This is a genomic window from Kitasatospora sp. NPDC033851 (genome assembly GCF_055576085.1).
Genome location: NZ_JBVIRL010000042.1, coordinates 25900 through 42072 on the forward strand (window position 1 = coordinate 25900; position 16173 = coordinate 42072).

16 protein-coding genes are annotated in these 16173 nt (G+C 72.8%); 5 read left to right on the forward strand and 11 right to left on the reverse strand.

Annotated elements, in window-relative coordinates:
* Positions 1-114: 114 nt before the first annotated feature.
* Together ACZ51D_RS40300 and ACZ51D_RS40305 are read left to right on the forward strand one after the other, a co-directional pair.
* Entirely contained in the window at positions 115-1260 is a 1146-nt protein-coding gene (locus tag ACZ51D_RS40300) for an LCP family protein (RefSeq protein WP_465665263.1), read from the forward strand.
* Positions 1261-1471: 211 nt separating this feature from the next.
* Positions 1472-3055 (forward strand): LCP family protein, encoded by a 1584-nt coding sequence (locus ACZ51D_RS40305; RefSeq protein WP_465665265.1) that lies wholly within the window; start codon positions 1472-1474, stop codon positions 3053-3055.
* Positions 3056-3176: 121 nt separating this feature from the next.
* On the opposite strand, the gene ACZ51D_RS40310 is transcribed toward ACZ51D_RS40305, so the two are convergent.
* From ACZ51D_RS40310 to ACZ51D_RS40320, 3 genes are all read right to left on the reverse strand, one after another.
* Positions 3177-4217 carry a glycosyltransferase family 2 protein gene (locus tag ACZ51D_RS40310; protein WP_360507930.1) on the reverse strand — a complete coding sequence of 347 codons (1041 nt, stop codon included), beginning with the start codon at positions 4215-4217 and terminating at the stop codon, positions 3177-3179.
* 272 nt (positions 4218-4489) lie between these two features.
* The gene (locus ACZ51D_RS40315) at positions 4490-7063 is read right to left on the reverse strand and encodes an ABC transporter permease (RefSeq protein WP_465665275.1); all 2574 of its coding nucleotides are present in this window, start codon (positions 7061-7063) and stop codon (positions 4490-4492) included.
* Between the two features lie 16 nt (positions 7064-7079).
* Entirely contained in the window at positions 7080-7868 is a 789-nt protein-coding gene (locus ACZ51D_RS40320; protein ID WP_465625943.1) for an ABC transporter ATP-binding protein, read from the reverse strand.
* Between the two features lie 611 nt (positions 7869-8479).
* On the opposite strand from ACZ51D_RS40320, the gene ACZ51D_RS40325 reads away from it, so the two are divergent.
* Positions 8480-9832: an LCP family protein gene (locus ACZ51D_RS40325; protein WP_465625945.1), complete on the forward strand. Its 1353-nt coding sequence runs from the start codon at positions 8480-8482 to the stop codon at positions 9830-9832.
* A gap of 286 nt (positions 9833-10118) precedes the next feature.
* Here the strand turns inward: ACZ51D_RS40325 and ACZ51D_RS40330 are convergent, their stop codons facing one another.
* The 4 genes from ACZ51D_RS40330 to ACZ51D_RS40345 all read right to left on the reverse strand — a co-directional run bounded on the left by ACZ51D_RS40330 (position 10119) and on the right by ACZ51D_RS40345 (position 12594).
* Positions 10119-10736, reverse strand: a complete 618-nt coding sequence (locus ACZ51D_RS40330) for a hypothetical protein (protein ID WP_465665267.1) — start codon at positions 10734-10736, stop codon at positions 10119-10121.
* Positions 10737-10928: 192 nt separating this feature from the next.
* A complete protein-coding gene (locus tag ACZ51D_RS40335; RefSeq protein WP_465665269.1) occupies positions 10929-11720 on the reverse strand; it encodes an arylamine N-acetyltransferase family protein in 792 nt (263 codons plus the stop codon).
* 161 nt (positions 11721-11881) lie between these two features.
* Positions 11882-12376, reverse strand: a complete 495-nt coding sequence (locus tag ACZ51D_RS40340; RefSeq protein ID WP_465625951.1) for a peptidylprolyl isomerase — start codon at positions 12374-12376, stop codon at positions 11882-11884.
* Positions 12377-12447: 71 nt separating this feature from the next.
* Entirely contained in the window at positions 12448-12594 is a 147-nt protein-coding gene (locus tag ACZ51D_RS40345; protein WP_465625953.1) for a hypothetical protein, read from the reverse strand.
* A gap of 85 nt (positions 12595-12679) precedes the next feature.
* Between ACZ51D_RS40345 and ACZ51D_RS40350 the strand changes: the two genes are divergently transcribed.
* A complete protein-coding gene (locus ACZ51D_RS40350) occupies positions 12680-13057 on the forward strand; it encodes a MerR family transcriptional regulator (RefSeq protein ID WP_360507914.1) in 378 nt (125 codons plus the stop codon).
* 8 nt (positions 13058-13065) lie between these two features.
* On the opposite strand, the gene ACZ51D_RS40355 is transcribed toward ACZ51D_RS40350, so the two are convergent.
* Entirely contained in the window at positions 13066-13725 is a 660-nt protein-coding gene (locus ACZ51D_RS40355; protein ID WP_465625955.1) for a class I SAM-dependent DNA methyltransferase, read from the reverse strand.
* 71 nt (positions 13726-13796) lie between these two features.
* On the opposite strand from ACZ51D_RS40355, the gene ACZ51D_RS40360 reads away from it, so the two are divergent.
* Positions 13797-14411 (forward strand): NAD(P)H-dependent oxidoreductase, encoded by a 615-nt coding sequence (locus tag ACZ51D_RS40360; protein ID WP_465665271.1) that lies wholly within the window; start codon positions 13797-13799, stop codon positions 14409-14411.
* A 9-nt stretch (positions 14412-14420) separates the two neighbouring features.
* Here ACZ51D_RS40360 and ACZ51D_RS40365 read toward each other — a convergent pair whose 3' ends face one another.
* The 3 genes from ACZ51D_RS40365 to ACZ51D_RS40375 all read right to left on the reverse strand — a co-directional run.
* The gene (locus tag ACZ51D_RS40365) at positions 14421-14942 is read right to left on the reverse strand and encodes a GNAT family N-acetyltransferase (protein WP_465625959.1); all 522 of its coding nucleotides are present in this window, start codon (positions 14940-14942) and stop codon (positions 14421-14423) included.
* 70 nt (positions 14943-15012) lie between these two features.
* Positions 15013-15879 carry an oxidoreductase gene (locus ACZ51D_RS40370; protein WP_465625961.1) on the reverse strand — a complete coding sequence of 289 codons (867 nt, stop codon included), beginning with the start codon at positions 15877-15879 and terminating at the stop codon, positions 15013-15015.
* A 204-nt stretch (positions 15880-16083) separates the two neighbouring features.
* On the reverse strand, positions 16084-16173 hold a 90-nt coding region (locus ACZ51D_RS40375), incomplete at its 5' end, for an acyl-CoA dehydrogenase family protein (protein WP_144385854.1).

A 16173-nucleotide genomic window follows, 5' to 3' on the forward strand; every position in this document is an offset into this window, starting at 1 on the left:
ACCGAGCACCCCCCGACCGACGACTCCCCTACGGAGACCTCTCCGACGGACGTTCCCCCCGCGGACGCTCCCCCGGACGGGACCGGACGCCCGCGCAGGCGCCGGCGGTGGCTGATGATCACCGCCGGCGTCGTCGCGTTCCTGCTGGTCGCGACCGGGGCGCTGCTCTGGATCGCCTACCGCAAGCTGGACGGCAACATCCGGACCGACGCGGCCACCGACCGGCTGCTCGCCAAGCTGGAGGCCGAACGGCCGAGCCGCACCGCCGGCGCGCGGGGCGCCGAGAACCTCCTGCTGATCGGCAGTGACGACCGCTCCGGCGCGAACGGCTCCTACGGCACCGACGCGGGCACCCAGCGCTCGGACACCACGATCCTCCTGCACCTGGCCGCCGACCGGAAGCACGCGACGGCGGTCTCCGTCCCACGCGACGTCATGGTCAGCGTCCCCGCCTGTGAGAAGCCGGACGGCACCCACAGCAAGCCGGCGCTGATGCAGTTCAACTGGGCCTTCGAGACGGGCGGCCCGGCCTGCTCGATCCGTACCGTCGAGCAGCTGAGCGGGATCCGGATCGACCACTACGTGATCCTCGACTTCAGCGGCTTCAAGACGATCGTGGACGCGATCGGCGGGGTCGAGGTGTGCGTGCCGCAGCCGATCCACGACAAGGACGCCAAGCTCGACCTGCCCGCCGGCCGGCAGACCCTGCACGGCGAGCAGGCGCTCGGCTACGTCCGGGCCCGGGAGAGCCTGGGGGACGGCAGCGACACCCAGCGGATGGGCCGTCAGCAGCAGTTCCTGGCCGCGCTGATCCGCAAGGTGGAGTCGCAGGGCGTGCTGCTGAACCCGGCCCGGCTGTGGCCGGTGCTGGACGCGGCGACCTCCTCGGTCCGGGCGGACGGCGGACTGTCCTCGCTCGGCGCGCTGTACGACCTGACCCAGGACCTGCGCGGCGTCCCCACGGCGAACGTGACCTTCCTGACCGCGCCGCGCCGCCCGTACCGCTACGACTCGGACCGGGACGAGTTCGTGCAGCCGCAGACCACCCAGCTGTTCACGGCGCTGCGCGACGACCAGCCCGTCGCCGTCCGGCCGCCCGGGTCGGCGCCGTCGGCGGGCGCGGCGGCGAACGCGAGCCCGGGCGCGGGACCGAACGCGGGCTCCGCCGAGGCGGCGATGGCGGCGGCGTCACCTTCGGCGGGCGCCTCGCCCACGTTCGAGGGACGCACCGCCGACGTGGACGCCTGCGCGCAGCACTGAGCGGGCCCCCCGGGCCGCGCCGCGCCGCAGGTCGGCGCGGGTGTGTCCGGAAATCGTCTGGCGGAGAACGGAATTTACCTTCGCTTTGTTCACGCATGATGCAGATCACACCCGGAACGATTCCCCCATTCGGCTCGTCTACTGTGTCCGGATCGGCCCGCTCAGGACGGGTGGGCCGGAGCCGTGACCGGTCGAAGGTAGGGAACCCCCCGTGCACGAGGAGCAACCGGAATCCGGTCGGTACCGGGTGGACCCGGCGCCCGGTGTCCCCCGGCAGCGCCGCCGGGCCGCCGAGGCACCCGAGGCACCGGCCGGAGAGGGCCGCCGGGACACCCGGCGGCGGGCTGCCGCCCTCGCCAAGCGCAACCGGCGCCGGCGCGCGCTCAAGTGGACCGCCGGGACGGGCGCCCTGGTGATGGCCGCGGGCTGCGGCGGGGCGTACTACCTGTACCAGCACTTCAACAACAACCTGACCTCGGTCAAGGTCCAGCTGGGCGACGAGGCGGAGCGCCCCAAGGCCGCCGGGGAGGCGCTGAACATCCTGGTGATCGGCACCGACAGCCGGGAGGGCCTCGGCCGCGAGTACGGTGACGCGGGCAGCACCGGGCACGCCGACACCACGCTGCTGTTCCACATCGCCAAGGACCGCTCCAACGCGACGGTGGTCAGCCTCCCGCGCGACCTGATGCTGCCGATCCCGGAGTGCCAGAGCGCCCAGGGGAAGAAGATCCCGGGCTCGGCGCGGGACATGTTCAACAACAGCCTCGGCCAGGCGGGACGGGACGCGGGCTGCACCTGGAAGACCGTCGAGAAGAACACCGGGATCCGGGTCGACCACTTCGTGCAGGTCAACTTCGAGGCGGTGAAGACCCTGTCCACCGCGGTCGGCGGGGTCGAGGTCTGCGCGGCCAAGGACATCAACGACAAGGACTCGCACCTCAAGATGACCAAGGGCCGGCACGTGGTCCAGGGCGAGGAGGCGCTGGCCTTCGTCCGCACCCGGCACGCGGTCGGCCAGGGCGGCGACCTCAGCCGGATCCCGCTCCAGCAGCAGTTCATCAGCTCGATGATCCGCAAGATCAAGACCGACGACACCCTGACCAACCCCGCCAAGCTCTACAAGCTCGCGGACGCCGCCACCAAGGCGCTCACCGTGGACGACGGCATCGGCAGCGTGGACAAGCTGAAGGACCTCGCGCTGGACATCAGCAAGGTGGACACCAAGAACATCACCTTCGCCACCGTGCCCGTCGTGGACGACCCCCAGGACAAGGACCGGGTGATCTTCAAGCAGCCGGACGCCTCCCAGGTGTTCGCGATGGTCGCGGGCGACCGCTCGCTGACCGAGACGGCCGCCCCGCCCGCGCCCGACGGCGCCGGCTCGGCCGCCCCGACGACGCCCGCCGCCACCGCCCCGGCGGTGGACACCAAGGGCGTCCAGGTGACGGTCCGCAACGGCAGCGGCAAGCGCGGGCAGTCCGGGCCGACCGTCGAGAAGCTCCAGGCGAAGGGCTTCGCCAAGGCCGCGGTCGGCAGCGACGCGCCGGTCGCCGCGAGCACCACGGTCTCCTACCCGGCGGGCCAGGAGGCCGAGGCCAACGCCTTGGCCGCCGCCCTCGGGCTGCCGGGTGACGCCGTGAAGCCGGCCGCGAAGACGGACCCGAAGGCCGGGCTGCTCCTGGTGCTCGGCAAGGACGCCCTGAGCGCGCCCGCCACCCCGGGGGCGGCGCCGACCGCGGCGCCCGAGGACCTCCAGCGGGTGCAGGCGGACGACGTCGACGCCTGCGCCAAGTAGCTGCCGGGGCAGGAGGGTTCCGGCCGCCTCGCGGTGCCCTTCGCCGGTTCGGGCACCGCCGGTGGCCGCCTCCTCGTCCGGCAGCGGCTCGCCGGCGCGGCCGACCCGGCGCGACGGGGCGTCAGCCGGTCTTGGAGAGCAGGTTCTTCGAGGACGGGCTGACGCTGGCGATCACCCGGCGCGCCAGCGAGCGCGGTGAGGTGAGGAAGCCGAAGCCCCAGCTGAGGTGCATGGTCGCGAACGCCACCGGCAGCAGTGTCCTGGCCTTGACGGACAGGCCGCGGCCCTCGGTCACGGCGCCGCCGACGATGCCCAGCAGGTAGGCGCCGGGCACCGCGAGGAAGGCCGGGTGGACGGCCGCGCCGAGCACCAGCCCGAGGGTGACCGCCAGCAGCGCGGCCGGCGGGGCGAGGTAGCGCAGGTTGACCGAGCCGCGGTGGTAGCGGGTGACCACCCGGCGCCAGCGGCCGTAGTCCTTGTACTGCTTGGCCAGCGCCCGCACCGAGGGCCGGGGCCGGTACGTCACCTTGAGCTGCGGGGTGAACCAGACCAGGCCGCCGTCCTGGCGGATCCGGTAGTTCAGCTCCCAGTCCTGGGCGCGGATGAACTCCTCGTTGTAGCCGCCGAGCTTCTCCAGCACCTCGCGCCGGAACACCCCGAGGTAGACGGTGTCCGCCGGGCCGGCCAGGCCTCCGGTGTGGAAGGCGGCGTTGCCGACACCGAGCTTGGAGGTCATCGCGGCGGCGACCGCGTTCTCCCACTCGGTCTCGCCCTCGGCGTGCATGATGCCGCCGACGTTCGCCGCGTCCATCTCGCCCAGCAGCCGGACCGCGGTCGCGATGTAGCCGGGGGTGAGCAGACCGTGGCCGTCCACGCGCACCACTATCGGATGGCGGGAGCCCCGGATCGCGGCGTTCAGCCCGGCGGGCGTCCGGCCGGTGGGGTTCGCCACCGTCCGCACCCGCGGGTCCTCGGCCACCAGCTCGGCGGCGATCTCGTCGGTACGGTCGCTGGAGGGACCGAGGGCGATCACCACCTCCATCGGCCCCGGGTACTCCTGGTCCAGGATGCGCCGGACAGCCGTGCGCAGGTGACGTTCCTCGTTGAGCACCGGCATGATCACGGAAACAGCCGGCAGCTCCTCAGCAGCCTTGGTGTTCATCGGGGCCACCGTACCGGTGCGGACGCGTCCCCGTCTTGTCCCGGTCCGGGCGGCCGCGCACTCCTCGCGGCGCGGCACCGGCACTGTGATCAAGGTCACCGCGCTCTCCCGTCGGCGCGGGCCCGGACCGGGGCGGACGCGGAGTTGGTGGGGCCCTCGGCGCGGCACGCGGCAGGGGCCGGGTGCGGTGCGCACCCGGCCCCTGTCCCGCGTCCCCGTTCCGACGCCCCCCGGCGCCGGAACGGGTCCGTCGCGCTTCAGTCCGCCGCGATTCAGTCCGTGGCGATGGCGGTGAGGACGTTCATCCGTCCCGCCCGGAAGGCCGGGACGAGCGCGGCGACCAGGCCGATCACCACCGAGGAGACCAGGGTGATCGCGATCGTGGTGGTGGGGACGGAGAGCGCCCCGAGGCCCTGGTCCCGCAGGACCCCCTGGGCGGTGACGCCCCAGGCGAGGCCCAGCCCGGTGCCGAGGACGGCGCCGAACACCGCGATCACCACGGACTCCAGCCGGATCATCCGGCGCAGCTGGCGGCGGGAGAGCCCGATCGCCCGCAGCAGGCCGATCTCCCGGGTCCGCTCGACCACCGACAGCGCCAGGGTGTTGACCACACCGAGCACGGCGACCGTGATCGAGAGGGCGACCAGCCCGTAGATCAGGTAGAGCAGGGTGTCGACCTGGGACTGCACCAGCTCCTTGTAGCCGGCCCGGTCCTTGATGGTCAGCTGCGGGTACTCCTTGAGCCCGTCCTCCAGCGCGGTCAGCGTCCTGTCGACGTCGGCGCCGGAGGAGGCCTTGGCGAAGAAGGTCCACACCGGCGGCTGCCCGGCGGCGGGGACGACCTCGGCCATGGTGTCCATGGCGACGAAGGAGCCGTCGCCGAACAGCTCACCCTTGGCGAAGACCGCGCCGACCGGCAGCACCTGGGTGTGGCCCCTGCCGTAGTCGACGGTCACCTGGTCGCCGACCTTCAGGCCGTGGTCCTTGGCGAAGGTCTCGCCGATCCCCAGCGAGCCGCGGCCGACCGAGTCCGCCGCACCGGAGTTGACGGTCGGACGGAAGTCGGTGCCGAGGAATCCGGGCGGCACGGCGGTCAGGTCGGTCTTCGCCTTCTGTCCGTCCGGCAGCCGGACCTTGGCGGCCTGGAAGCCCTTCTGGATGGTGACGTGGTCGATGCCCGGGGTGCGGCGCACGATGTCCAGCATCTCCGGGGTGACCTCGGTGCCGCCGCCCGCGATGATGTAGTCCACGCCCACCGACTTGTCGATCTGTGCGCCGGCCGAGGTGACGGCCGAGGAGCTGAACACCGCGGAGGCGATCACCAGCGCCAGGCCGATCATCAGCGCGGCGGCGGTGGCGCCGGTGCGGCGCGGGTTGCGCATCGCGTTGCGCTGGGCGAGCTTGCCGGACGGGCCGAACACGGCCGGCAGCACCGCGCCGAGCACCCGGACGATGGCCGAGGCCAGCAGCGGGCCGAGCACCACGAAGCCGACCAGGGTGAGCACCACGCCCATGCCCAGGTACTGGCCGCCGGTGGCCGCCTTCTCCGACCGCGCGCCGAGCACCAGCAGGGTGCCGCCGCCCGCCGTCAGCAGCAGGCCGACCGCCGTACGGACCAGGTTGGCGCGGCCCTCGGCCGGGGTGCCGTGGTCGCGCAGGGCGGCCATCGGCGAGATCCGGCTCGCCCGGCGGGCCGGGAACCAGGCCGCGACCAGGGTGACCACGATGCCGAGCGCGTAGCCGGCGACGAACACGTCCGGCCCGATCTGCAGGTCGGCCGCCTTGAGGTCCATGCCGATCGCGTTCATCAGCTTGATCAGGCCGACCGCGACGCCCAGGCCGGCCGCGACCCCGAGGGTCGAGCCGAGCACGCCCAGGATCAGCGCCTCGACCAGCACCGAGCGGTTGACCTGCCGGCGGCTGCCGCCGATGGCGCGCAGCAGGCCGATCTCCCGGGTGCGCTGGGCGACCAGCATCGAGAAGGTGTTGATGATCAGGAAGCCGCCGACGATCGCCGAGACGAAGGCGAAGCCGAGCATCGCGTACTTCATGAAGGCGAGGCCGCTGCCGACCTGCTTGGCGTTCTCGTCCTTCTGCTCGGCCGCGGTCTTGGCCTGGTAGCCGCCGCCGACCTTGGCCAGCGCCGCGGCCTTGAGCTGGTCGTTGCTCCGGCTGCCGTCGCCGAAGGCCTCGATCGAGGTGTAGGCCGGCTCGCCGAGCAGCAGCTGCTGGGCGGTCGGGGTGTCCAGGAAGCCGAGGGCCGCGCCCGGGTTGGTGGCGGTGAAGGTGGCGATGCCGGCGATGGTGAAGTCGTGCTTGCCGCCGGAGTTCTCGACCCGGATCCGGTCGCCGAGGCCGAGCTTGGCCTTCTTCGCGGTGTCCGCGTCCAGCACCAGCTCACCGGAGTTCTGCGGCGTGTGGCCGGAGGTGATGGTGACCGGGTTGCGCGGGGTGTCGGTCCAGTTCCCGAGCAGGGTGGGCGCGCCGCTGGTCGGGCCGACCAGCTTGTTGGTGGCCGGGTTGACCAGGATCGCGTTCCCGACCATGACCTGGCCGACGGCTTTTTTCACGCCCGGCACCGCGGCGACCTGGTCGGCGAGCGCCACCGGGACGGTCGACGGCTTGGCGGCGGCCTGCTGCTCCTCGTCATCGGCCGGCTTGGGCGGCTGGACCGAGACGTCGGAGGCGGTCGCGGCGAAGAGCTTGTCGAAGGTACTGGTGGCGGTGTCGGAGAACACCAGGGTGCCGGAGACGAAGGCCACCGACAGCACGACGGCGATGAGCGAGAGCGCCATCCGGCCCTTGTGGGCGAAGAAGCTCCGCAGTGAGGTCTTGAGCAGCATGATCGTGTCGTCCCGTCGCTCAGCTGGTGCGCTTGCCGTCGAAACGGCGCATGCGTTCGAGGACGGAGTCGGCGGTGGGCGCGTGCATCTCGTCGACGATCACGCCGTCGGCGAGGAAGAGCACGCGGTCCGCGTAGCCGGCGGCGACCGGGTCGTGGGTGACCATCACCATGGTCTGGCCCAGCTCGTCCACCGAGCGGCGCAGGAAGGTCAGCACCTCGGCACCGGCCCGGGAGTCCAGGTTCCCGGTGGGCTCGTCGCCGAAGATGATCTCGGGGCGGGCGGCCAGCGCCCGGGCCACCGCGACGCGCTGCTGCTGGCCGCCGGAGAGCTGGGTCGGGCGGTGCTTGAGCCGGCCGGCCAGGCCGACGGTCTCCACCACCTGGTCCAGCCAGGCCTGGTCGGGCCGGCGGCCCGCGATGTCCATCGGCAGCGTGATGTTCTCCAGCGCGTTCAGGGTCGGCAGCAGGTTGAACGCCTGGAAGATGAAGCCGATCTTGTCCCGGCGCAGTCTGGTCAGCTGCTTGTCCTTGAGGCCGGTGATCTCGGTGTCGCCGATCCAGATCCGGCCGGTGCTCACCGTGTCGAGCCCGGCCAGGCAGTGCATCAGGGTGGACTTGCCGGAGCCCGAGGGGCCCATGATCGCGGTGAACCGGCCGCGCTGGATGTCGACGTCGACCGCGTCGAGCGCGGTGACCTTGGTCTCGCCGGAACCGTACGCCTTGGTGACCTGACGGGCCGAAGCGGCGACGGCGGAGGCTCCGCCGGGAAGCTGGGGGTCGTACACGGCTGCTGCTGCCGTCGTCACTGGAGTCTCCTAGAGGAAAAATGCGCTCACCCGTTGGCCCCCAGCCTCACGGGCCCACCCGCCTCACGATATGGCGCAGGCGGTAGTCCTCGACCGGGAGTTGTCTCCACCCTCCCGGTGGACCTGGCCACCGGACCCGACCGGATCGGGCCGCTTCCTGGCGGTGGGGATGTAGGAACCACGTTAGGAGTGGACGGCGGACCGCTCGTCATCCGACGGAATGAAGCGGCTCAACCAAGGTTCTACGGGGCGCGGCGCGCCTCCCCCTAGGGGTCGCCGCGGCCCGTCTCGGGGACGCCCCGTACGGGCCGCGGCCGCGGTTGCCGGCCGGTCAGCGCCGGTCGGCGCCGGTCGGTAGCTGGTCGGTAGCCGGTCGGTAGCCGGGTGGCAGCCCGCCAGAAGCCGGTCAGTGCCGGTACGGGCAGCCGCTCCGGGGCCGTGGCGAGGCCCTCGACGACCGGGGCCGGCAGAGCAGCGCGTACTGCCGGGCGTCCGGGCCTTGGCGGACGTTGCGGCGGAACGATCCGGTACGTGCATCAAAACTGCTACAAGAGGCCTGGCTGGGCCCCCGGGGGGAGTCAGCCCGACCGGGGTCGGGCATCCTCGACGGCATGAACACGTGGCAGGAGGGCCGCCCCGGGGGCGGCGGGAACCCGTACGGCGGCAACGGCGGAGGCAGCGGGAACCCTTACGGCGCAGGCGGCGGAGGCGGCACGGCGGCCGAGCCGCCACTGCCGTCCTCGCTGAATCCGCGCGGGCCCGGGGCGTCCACGCCGCAGCAGCTGGGGCAGGGGCAGCAGGGGCCGTCCCGGCTCGGCGGCGTCCCGCAGCAGGGGGCCGGCGCGCCCGGCGTCCGCCCCGGCGGCCCGGCCGGTCCCGGATATCCGGGCGGGCCCGGCGGCCCGGATGGGCCGAGTGGTCCCGGTGGTCCCGGTGGTCCCGGCAGTGCCCGGCCGGCCGGTGCGCCGGCCGCCAAGCGCTGGCCGCGGCGACGGATCGTGAAGTGGTCGGTCTTCGGCCTGCTGATCGCCGTCATGGTGACCTCCGTCTCCACCTGGTTCTGGGCGGACTCCAAGCTCAACCACGAGAGCGTGCTCGCCGACTACCCGGGCCGCCCGGCCGCGGGCAAGGGCACCAACTGGCTGATCGTCGGCTCCGACAGCCGCCAGGGCCTCACCGACTCCGAGCAGGACGACCTGCACACCGGGCACGACGAGGGCAAGCGCAGCGACTCGATGATGATCCTGCACGTCGGGGACAACGGGAACACCCTGATGAGCATCCCGCGCGACTCCTGGGTGCCGATCCCCGAACACCCGGGCAGCAACGGCAAGCCGGTCAAGGGCACCACCGCGAAGATCAACTCGGCCTTCGGCGCCGGCGGCGGCCGCCTGCTCGTCCAGACCGTCGAGCAGAGCACCGGCATCCACATCGACCACTACGCCGAGATCGGCTTCGCCGGCTTCGTCGGCATCGTCGACTCGATCGGCGGCGTCGAGATGAAGATCGACCAGCCCGTCAAGGACAAGGACTCCGGCCTCGACCTCCAGGCCGGCGACCAGACCCTCACCGGCAAGCAGGCCCTGGCCTTCGTCCGTCAGCGCCACCAGATGGCCGACCAGGACCTCGGCCGGATGCGCAACCAGCAGAAGTTCCTCGGCGCCCTCGCGCACCAGGCCGCCTCCCCGGGCAACCTGCTCAACCCGTTCACCTTCTACCCGCTGGTCGACTCGGCGCTCGGCACCCTGATCGTGGACGACGACTGCGGGCTGACCGACCTCGGCTCGCTCTTCCTCGCCATGAAGGACGTCAACGGCGGCAGCGGCAAGACGATCACCGTCCCGATCGGCAACGCGGACTACCGGACCAAGACCGGCGAATCCGCGGTGCTGTGGGACGCCAACAAGTCCAAGCAGGTCTTCGACGCCTTCAAGAACGACACCACGGTGCCGGACGTCAAGTGAGCGAGCGGTGACTTCGAGTGACGACGGCGCCACAATGAGTGAATGCCACTCGTCACCGCACTGATCTACCGCCGTCGCCACCGCCTCCTGGGCCGCCTGGTCCAGGAGGCGCTCGCGTTCTCCGGCATGGAGGTGCCGGCCGCCTGCGAGATCGGGCCCGGCCTCACCGTCTTCCACCGCGGCTTCGGCACCGTGCTGCACCCGTACACCGCTCGCCCGTTCCGGCCCAGTCCGCCTCGACCCGGTCCGTCTCGGGCTCTCCCGCTCCGCGCCATCCCGCTCCGGGCTATCCCGCCTCGGCCTGGCCGGCGTACGGCAGCAGGCCGGTGCCGCACTCCGGGAGGCGGACCAGCCACTCCCCCGCGCCGCCCGCGGCCTCGGTGGCACCCGCGTAGCCGTAGTGGATCGGCTGCCCGTCGCCGCCCAGCCAGCGGGCGTGCGCCAGTTGCACCGACAGGGCGGCCGGGCGGTGCGGCGCGGCCTGCTCCAGCACCAGCTCGTGCTCGGTCTCGCCGGGCCGGAAGATCACTGCGGTCTCCGTGCTCGGACGGCGGCCGAAGACCCGCGCCCCGTCCGTCCAGTACGCGGCGACCGTCACGGCGAGCGTGCCGTCCACGCTGCCGGTGTCCGGCCGGACGTACTCCTCGTCGGCGACCCAGCGCGCGTGGTGGCGGATCTCCTCCGCGCCGCGGCGCTCGTCCCAACGCGCCCAGTAACCCGCCACCCGCTTGACGGTCATGCCCTCGCGGACGACCCGGACCGCGAACCGCGCGGGGCCGACCGGCTCGCCGGAGGCCGGTTCGAGGGAGGCGGGTTCGCAGGAGGCGGGTTCGCAGGAGGCCAGGGAGACCACCGTCACCTGCTCGTACGTCACCTCGCCGTCGTCGGCGCTCTGCTCGATCATCGGTGAACCACCTTGCCGGAAAGTCGAGTTCGACCGCGGTTCGACCCGCGTCCGAGGAGCGTAAGGCGACGGCGGTGACGGCCGGCGCGATTGCCCGGTTCCGGCCCGGACGATCGCACCCCCGGCTACCCTGCCCCTCCCGCGACCCGGCCGGGCCCGCTCCGGCCCGGCCGGGCCCGCTCCGGCCCGGCCTCAGCCGGGCAGGCGGTCCAGCGCGATGCCGAAGTGCTCGCGGTAGGCGGCCGGCGTCTCGGCGGCGGTGAGCTGCCGCTCGCTGCGGGTGCCGTCGGGGGCGGTGCGGATGAGCCGGGTGCCGCTGATCGTGGTCCGGCCGCCGTCCTCGGTGGGCAGGGAGCAGGTGGTCGAGCGGGTGAAGTGCGAGTCCGGCAAGGTGCTCTGCCACCAGCAGGTCGGGGCGAAGTCGGCGAGCGGGTACGGACGCGGGTCGAGGCGGTACTGCGGGGCGCCGTCCATCCGGACGTCCAGTTCGCCGTGGGCGCCGTGCGGGGCGACGGTGAACGTGCCGTGCGGGTCGGACTGCGGGCCGCGCTCGTCCAGGCGCAGTGGGTGCCGGGAGAACCGGCCGAAGCCGACGTCGGCCAGCCAGGGCTCGTCCAGGTCGACCCGCAGCGCGAGGTGGCCGAACGGCGGGCCGGGGCGCTCCCCGTCGAAGACCCGGCCGGCCAGCAGGCTCACCCGGTAGCCCAGGGAGCGCAGCAACTCGGCGAAGGCGCCGTTCAGTTCGTAGCAGAACCCGCCGCGTCGCCGGTCCACCACCTTGGCCACCAGGGCCGCCGGGTCCAGGACGACGGGCTCGCCGAGGTGGATGCTCAGGTTCTCGAAGGGGACGGCCCGCAGGTGGGCCTGCTGCAGCCGTGCCAGCGCGCCCGCCGACGGCTCCCCGGGGTCCGGCAGGCCGATCCGCGCCAGGTAGGCCGTCCGTTCGGCGGGTGTCAGGCCCTCGCGCACCGTGTCGTGATCCATCCGCCCATTCCAGCCGGGACGGGGGCACCAGGCCATCGGTCCTTGGGCTTAGGACCTGGCGGCGGTGCTCCCGGGACCGGAAACGCCACCGCCCCGGAAAGGAAAGTCGGACCTGCCGACTTCCCACTCCGGGGCGGTACGCGTTGCCAGGGCAGCGGTGATTACTCGACCACGCCGGACTTGGCGATCTTGATCGTGGCCGAGGTGCGGCCGCTCTGCGAACCGAGCGACTCGATCTTCTTCACCAGGTCCATGCCCTCGACGACCTCGCCGAAGACGACGTGCTTGCCGTCCAGCCAGTCGGTGACGATGGTGGTGATGAAGAACTGCGAGCCGTTGGTGTTGCGGCCGGCGTTGGCCATCGACAGCAGACCCGGGCGGTCGTGCTTGAGCTTGAAGTTCTCGTCCGCGAACTTCTCGCCGTAGATGCTCTTGCCGCCGGTGCCGTTGTGGTTGGTGAAGTCACCGCCCTGCAGCATGAAGGCCGGGATGACGCGGTGGAAGCCGGAGCCCTCGTAGCCGAAGCCGTTCTGGCCGGTGGCCAGCTCGCGGAAGTTCTGGGCCGTCTTCGGGACGACCTCGTCGAACAGCTTGAAGACGATGCGGCCCGCCGGCTCGTCGTTGATGGTGATGTCGAAGAAAACGTTGGAACTCATGCAGGGATCATGGCATGAGCGGTCGGCTCCCGCGCGGTACCCCCGGGCGGGCGCGGGCGCGCCCCGCCGTGTTATCCGGCGTGCCGTCCCGCGAGCTGTCCCGCCGGCGCGGGGTAGTCGGTGTACCTCTCGGCCCCGCCGCCGTACATCAGCCCGTCGCGGAGCGGGCCGAGTGCGGAGGGCTGGAAGAGACCCGCGGTTTCCGTGTTCGTCCTCATGCCGGAACGGTGGAAGCTAACATCGATGTCAGGTTCAAGAGGCCTTCACTCGGCTCGGCCAGGCACGGATGACGGGACGGACGGCATGCGGATCGGCGAACTGGCCCGGCGGACGGGCGTGAGCGAGCGTTCGCTGCGCTACTACGAGCAGCAGGGCCTGCTGGCGGCCCGCCGCACCGCCGGCGGCCACCGGGAGTACCCGGAGGCCGCCGTCGACCGGGTGGTGCACATCCAGGAGCTGTACGCGGCCGGGCTGCACAGCCGCACCATCTACAAGATCCTCCCCTGCATGCAGGACGCCGACGGCAGCCCGAGCGAGATCGCCACCCCGCTGCTGGTCGAGGAGCTCACCGCGGAGCGCGAGCGGATCGACCGGATGATCACCGACCTGCTGCGTTCGCGCGAGGTACTGGACGAGGTGATCGTCACCGCCTCCGGGCAGCCGGCGTCCGAGGTCGCCTGACCACCCGGTCAACTACCGGCCTCCGGCTTGCGGGCCAGCAGGTAGGCCTGCTGGACCTTCTCCTCGCCGTCCGGCTCGCGGACCGTACGGCAGGTGACCGGCAGGCCCGCCTCCCGGGCCAACTCCTCGACGTGCTCGGGCCGCAGGCGACGGAAGTCCAACGACACCGGGTGGCCGAAGGGCTGCTCCAGCCGCAGGGGCTCGTCGCCGACCTGGAAGGCGACCAGCAGCCGGCCCCCGGGGGCGAGCACCCGGGCGAACTCGGCGAACACCTCCGGGAGGCGCTCCGCCGGGGTGTGGATGATCGAGTACCAGGCCACCGCGCCGGTCAACTCGCCGTCCCCGAAGGGGAGGTCGAACAGCGAGCCGACGGCGAACGGCACCTCCGGGTAGGCCGCCCGCGCCAGCTCGACCATCCGCGGCGAGAGGTCGATCCCGCACACGTCCAGGCCGAGCCCGTGCAGGTGCTGCGTCACCCGGCCCGGACCGCAGCCGAGTTCGGCCGTCCTGGCGTCCGGGCCCTCGGCGCGGACCAGGTCGGCGAAGAGCGCCAGCACGGCCCGGTCCGTCGGCATGGAGTCCATCGCGTCCCGGAAGCGGTCGGTGTACTCGATGGCGATGGCGTCGTAGAACGCCCTGGTCGTGGCGAGGAAGTCCGGCTCGGCCATGGTCCGGCACCCTACCCGCGGGCCTCGGCCCGTAGCATCACGTTCGCCAACCAACGGGAGGGGAACGGACGATGAGCACGATCGGGGTCTACCTGGCGCATCCGCGGCCGGGCAGCTTCAACCACGCACTGTACGAGGCCGTGGTCGACGAACTGCGGGAGCGCGGCTGCGAGGTACGGGCCCACGACCTCTACGCGGAGGGCTTCGCACCGCTGCTGACCGCCGGGGAGACCGGCACGGTGGACGCGGCGGACCACGCCGACGATGCCCACCTCGCCCTGCACCGCGCCGAAGTGGCCACCCTGGACGCGCTCGTGCTGATCCACCCCAACTGGTGGGGCATGCCGCCCGCCGTCCTGGTCGGCTGGACACAGCGGGTCCTGGTCCCCGGCGTCGCGTACAAGCTCGGCACGGCCGACGGCGAACCGGCCGGGCTGCTGCGGGCCGGACGGGCCCTGGTACTGAACACCTCGGACACGCCCGAGGAACGCGAGCGCAGCGAGTTCGGCGACCCCCTGGAGCGGATCTGGGCGGCCTGCGTGCTGCCGTACGTCGGCGTCACCGACGTACGGCGGACGGTGTTCCGCACGGTCACCGACTCGCCCGCCGCTGTCCGCGCCGAGTGGCTGCGGCAGGCGCGGGAGCAGGCGGCGGCGCTGCTCGACCGAGGGGGGCCGGGGGCCTGAGGGGGGAGGCTAGAGGTCCAGCTCCGCCACCGTCTGGTCGCCGCTCAGCTCGCCGGTCGGGCGGAAGCCGAGACGGTCGTAGAACTCCGCCGGGCCGTCCGGGCCGGGCACGTACGTGACGGTGGCGCGGGTGCCGCCGCGGCGGCGGATCTCGGCGCAGACCTGCTCCACCGCGAAACGGCCGTAGCCGCCGCGCTGCGCGTCGGCGTCGATCAGCAGGCGCCACAGACCGGAGCGGGCACGGTCGTCGGGCCGCTCCGGGTGGAAACGGAGGTCGAAGAAGGCCATCACGAAGCCGACCGGCACCTCGCCGTCCATGATCAGCCGGGGCCAGGCGGTCTCCCCGTACGCGTACGCCTCGGCCAGCGACTTCACCACCGGCGCGACCAGCCCCTCCTGGTCGGGGCGCACCCGCAGGGCGAGGGCAGCGTCGATGTTCCCGGGGGTGACGGCGGCCAGGCTGAGCTTGGCGGACGCGGAGGGCGTGGCGGGCGCGGAGGGCGTGGCGGAGGCGGAGGGCGTGGCGGACATGGCGGGCAGCCTAGGGAGCGGGGCTGCCCGCCGTCGCGCGGTTTTCCTCAGGAGCGGGGAGGCCCCGCCGTCACTCGCCGGCCAGGAAGTCGGTGCCGCGGCCGACCGCCGCCCAGACCTCGACTTCCTGCCGCGCGCCGTCCAGGTTGCCGAGGACGGCGTCCACGGCGTCGCTGCCGAGCGCGAGCCGCAGCGGGGTCCGCTCGGCGGCCAGGGCGGCCAGGATCGCGGCGGCGGCCTTCGCCGGGTCGCCGGGCTGCTTGCCGTCGGAGTCCGGCAGGCCGGTGCGGACCGGGCCGACCACCGGCTCGTACGCGGCGATCGGGGCGGTGTGGGCGAGCGCGCCGCCGCCCGCGAAGCCGGTCCGGAACGCGCCCGGTTCGACGACCAGCACCTTGATCCCGAACCCGGCGACCTCCTGCGCCAGCGCCTCGGACAGGCCCTCCAGCGCGAACTTGGTGGCCGAGTAGGCGCCCACGCCGGGGAACGAGAAGCGGCCGCCCATGCTGCTCATCTGCACCACCGCGCCGGAGCCCTGGGCGCGCATGTGCGGCAGCACGGCCCGGGTGAGCGCGGCCGGGCCGAAGAAGTGCAGGTCCATCAGGTCCCGCAGGTCGCGGTCGGTGTACTCCTCGACGGCGCCGATCAGGCCGCGCCCGGCGTTGTTCACCAGGACGTCGATCCGGCCGTGCCGCTGCACGGCCTCCGCGACGACGGCGGGGATCCGCTCCTGGTCGGTGACGTCCAGCCGGACCGGGATCACCCGGTCCGGATGCGCGGCGGCCAGCTCCGCCAGCGTCTCGGGGCGCCGGGCCGCCGCGACGACGGTGTCGCCGGCCGCCAGGGCGGCCTCGGCGATCGCCTGGCCGAAGCCGGAGTTGGCGCCGGTGATCAGCCAGACCTTGCCGGCCGGGTGCTGCTCGGGGGTGTTGCCCATGTTCCGTGATCTCCCGCGATTGTCGTTCGCTGCCTGCCAGTTGACGATCATTTATGACACCGGGTGCGGGGATCCGTCCAGGATGGTTCGATGCCGGACGACATGACGGGGGGCGACAGGACGTCGGACAGCAGACGGCCCCCGACCGCGGACGGGCGGTCGGGGGCCGTGGGCACCGGGGTCGCTCGTTGCGACCCGGCCGGATTACGGGAGGTTGCGGGCCATGACGATGCGCTGGACCTGGTTGGTGCCCTCGTAGATCTGCGTGATCTTCGCGTCCCGCATCATCCGCTC

Coding starts and splice junctions, on each gene's coding strand:
- ACZ51D_RS40300 (WP_465665263.1), top strand. CDS start 115: ATGATCACCGCCGGCGTCGTCGCGTTCCTGCTGGTCGCGACCGGGGCG.
- ACZ51D_RS40310 (WP_360507930.1), bottom strand. CDS start 4,217: ATGAACACCAAGGCTGCTGAGGAGCTGCCGGCTGTTTCCGTGATCATG.
- ACZ51D_RS40325 (WP_465625945.1), top strand. CDS start 8,480: ATGAACACGTGGCAGGAGGGCCGCCCCGGGGGCGGCGGGAACCCGTAC.
- ACZ51D_RS40330 (WP_465665267.1), bottom strand. CDS start 10,736: ATGATCGAGCAGAGCGCCGACGACGGCGAGGTGACGTACGAGCAGGTG.
- ACZ51D_RS40335 (WP_465665269.1), bottom strand. CDS start 11,720: ATGGATCACGACACGGTGCGCGAGGGCCTGACACCCGCCGAACGGACG.
- ACZ51D_RS40340 (WP_465625951.1), bottom strand. CDS start 12,376: ATGAGTTCCAACGTTTTCTTCGACATCACCATCAACGACGAGCCGGCG.
- ACZ51D_RS40345 (WP_465625953.1), bottom strand. CDS start 12,594: ATGAGGACGAACACGGAAACCGCGGGTCTCTTCCAGCCCTCCGCACTC.
- ACZ51D_RS40350 (WP_360507914.1), top strand. CDS start 12,680: ATGCGGATCGGCGAACTGGCCCGGCGGACGGGCGTGAGCGAGCGTTCG.
- ACZ51D_RS40355 (WP_465625955.1), bottom strand. CDS start 13,725: ATGGCCGAGCCGGACTTCCTCGCCACGACCAGGGCGTTCTACGACGCC.
- ACZ51D_RS40360 (WP_465665271.1), top strand. CDS start 13,797: ATGAGCACGATCGGGGTCTACCTGGCGCATCCGCGGCCGGGCAGCTTC.
- ACZ51D_RS40365 (WP_465625959.1), bottom strand. CDS start 14,942: ATGTCCGCCACGCCCTCCGCCTCCGCCACGCCCTCCGCGCCCGCCACG.
- ACZ51D_RS40370 (WP_465625961.1), bottom strand. CDS start 15,879: ATGGGCAACACCCCCGAGCAGCACCCGGCCGGCAAGGTCTGGCTGATC.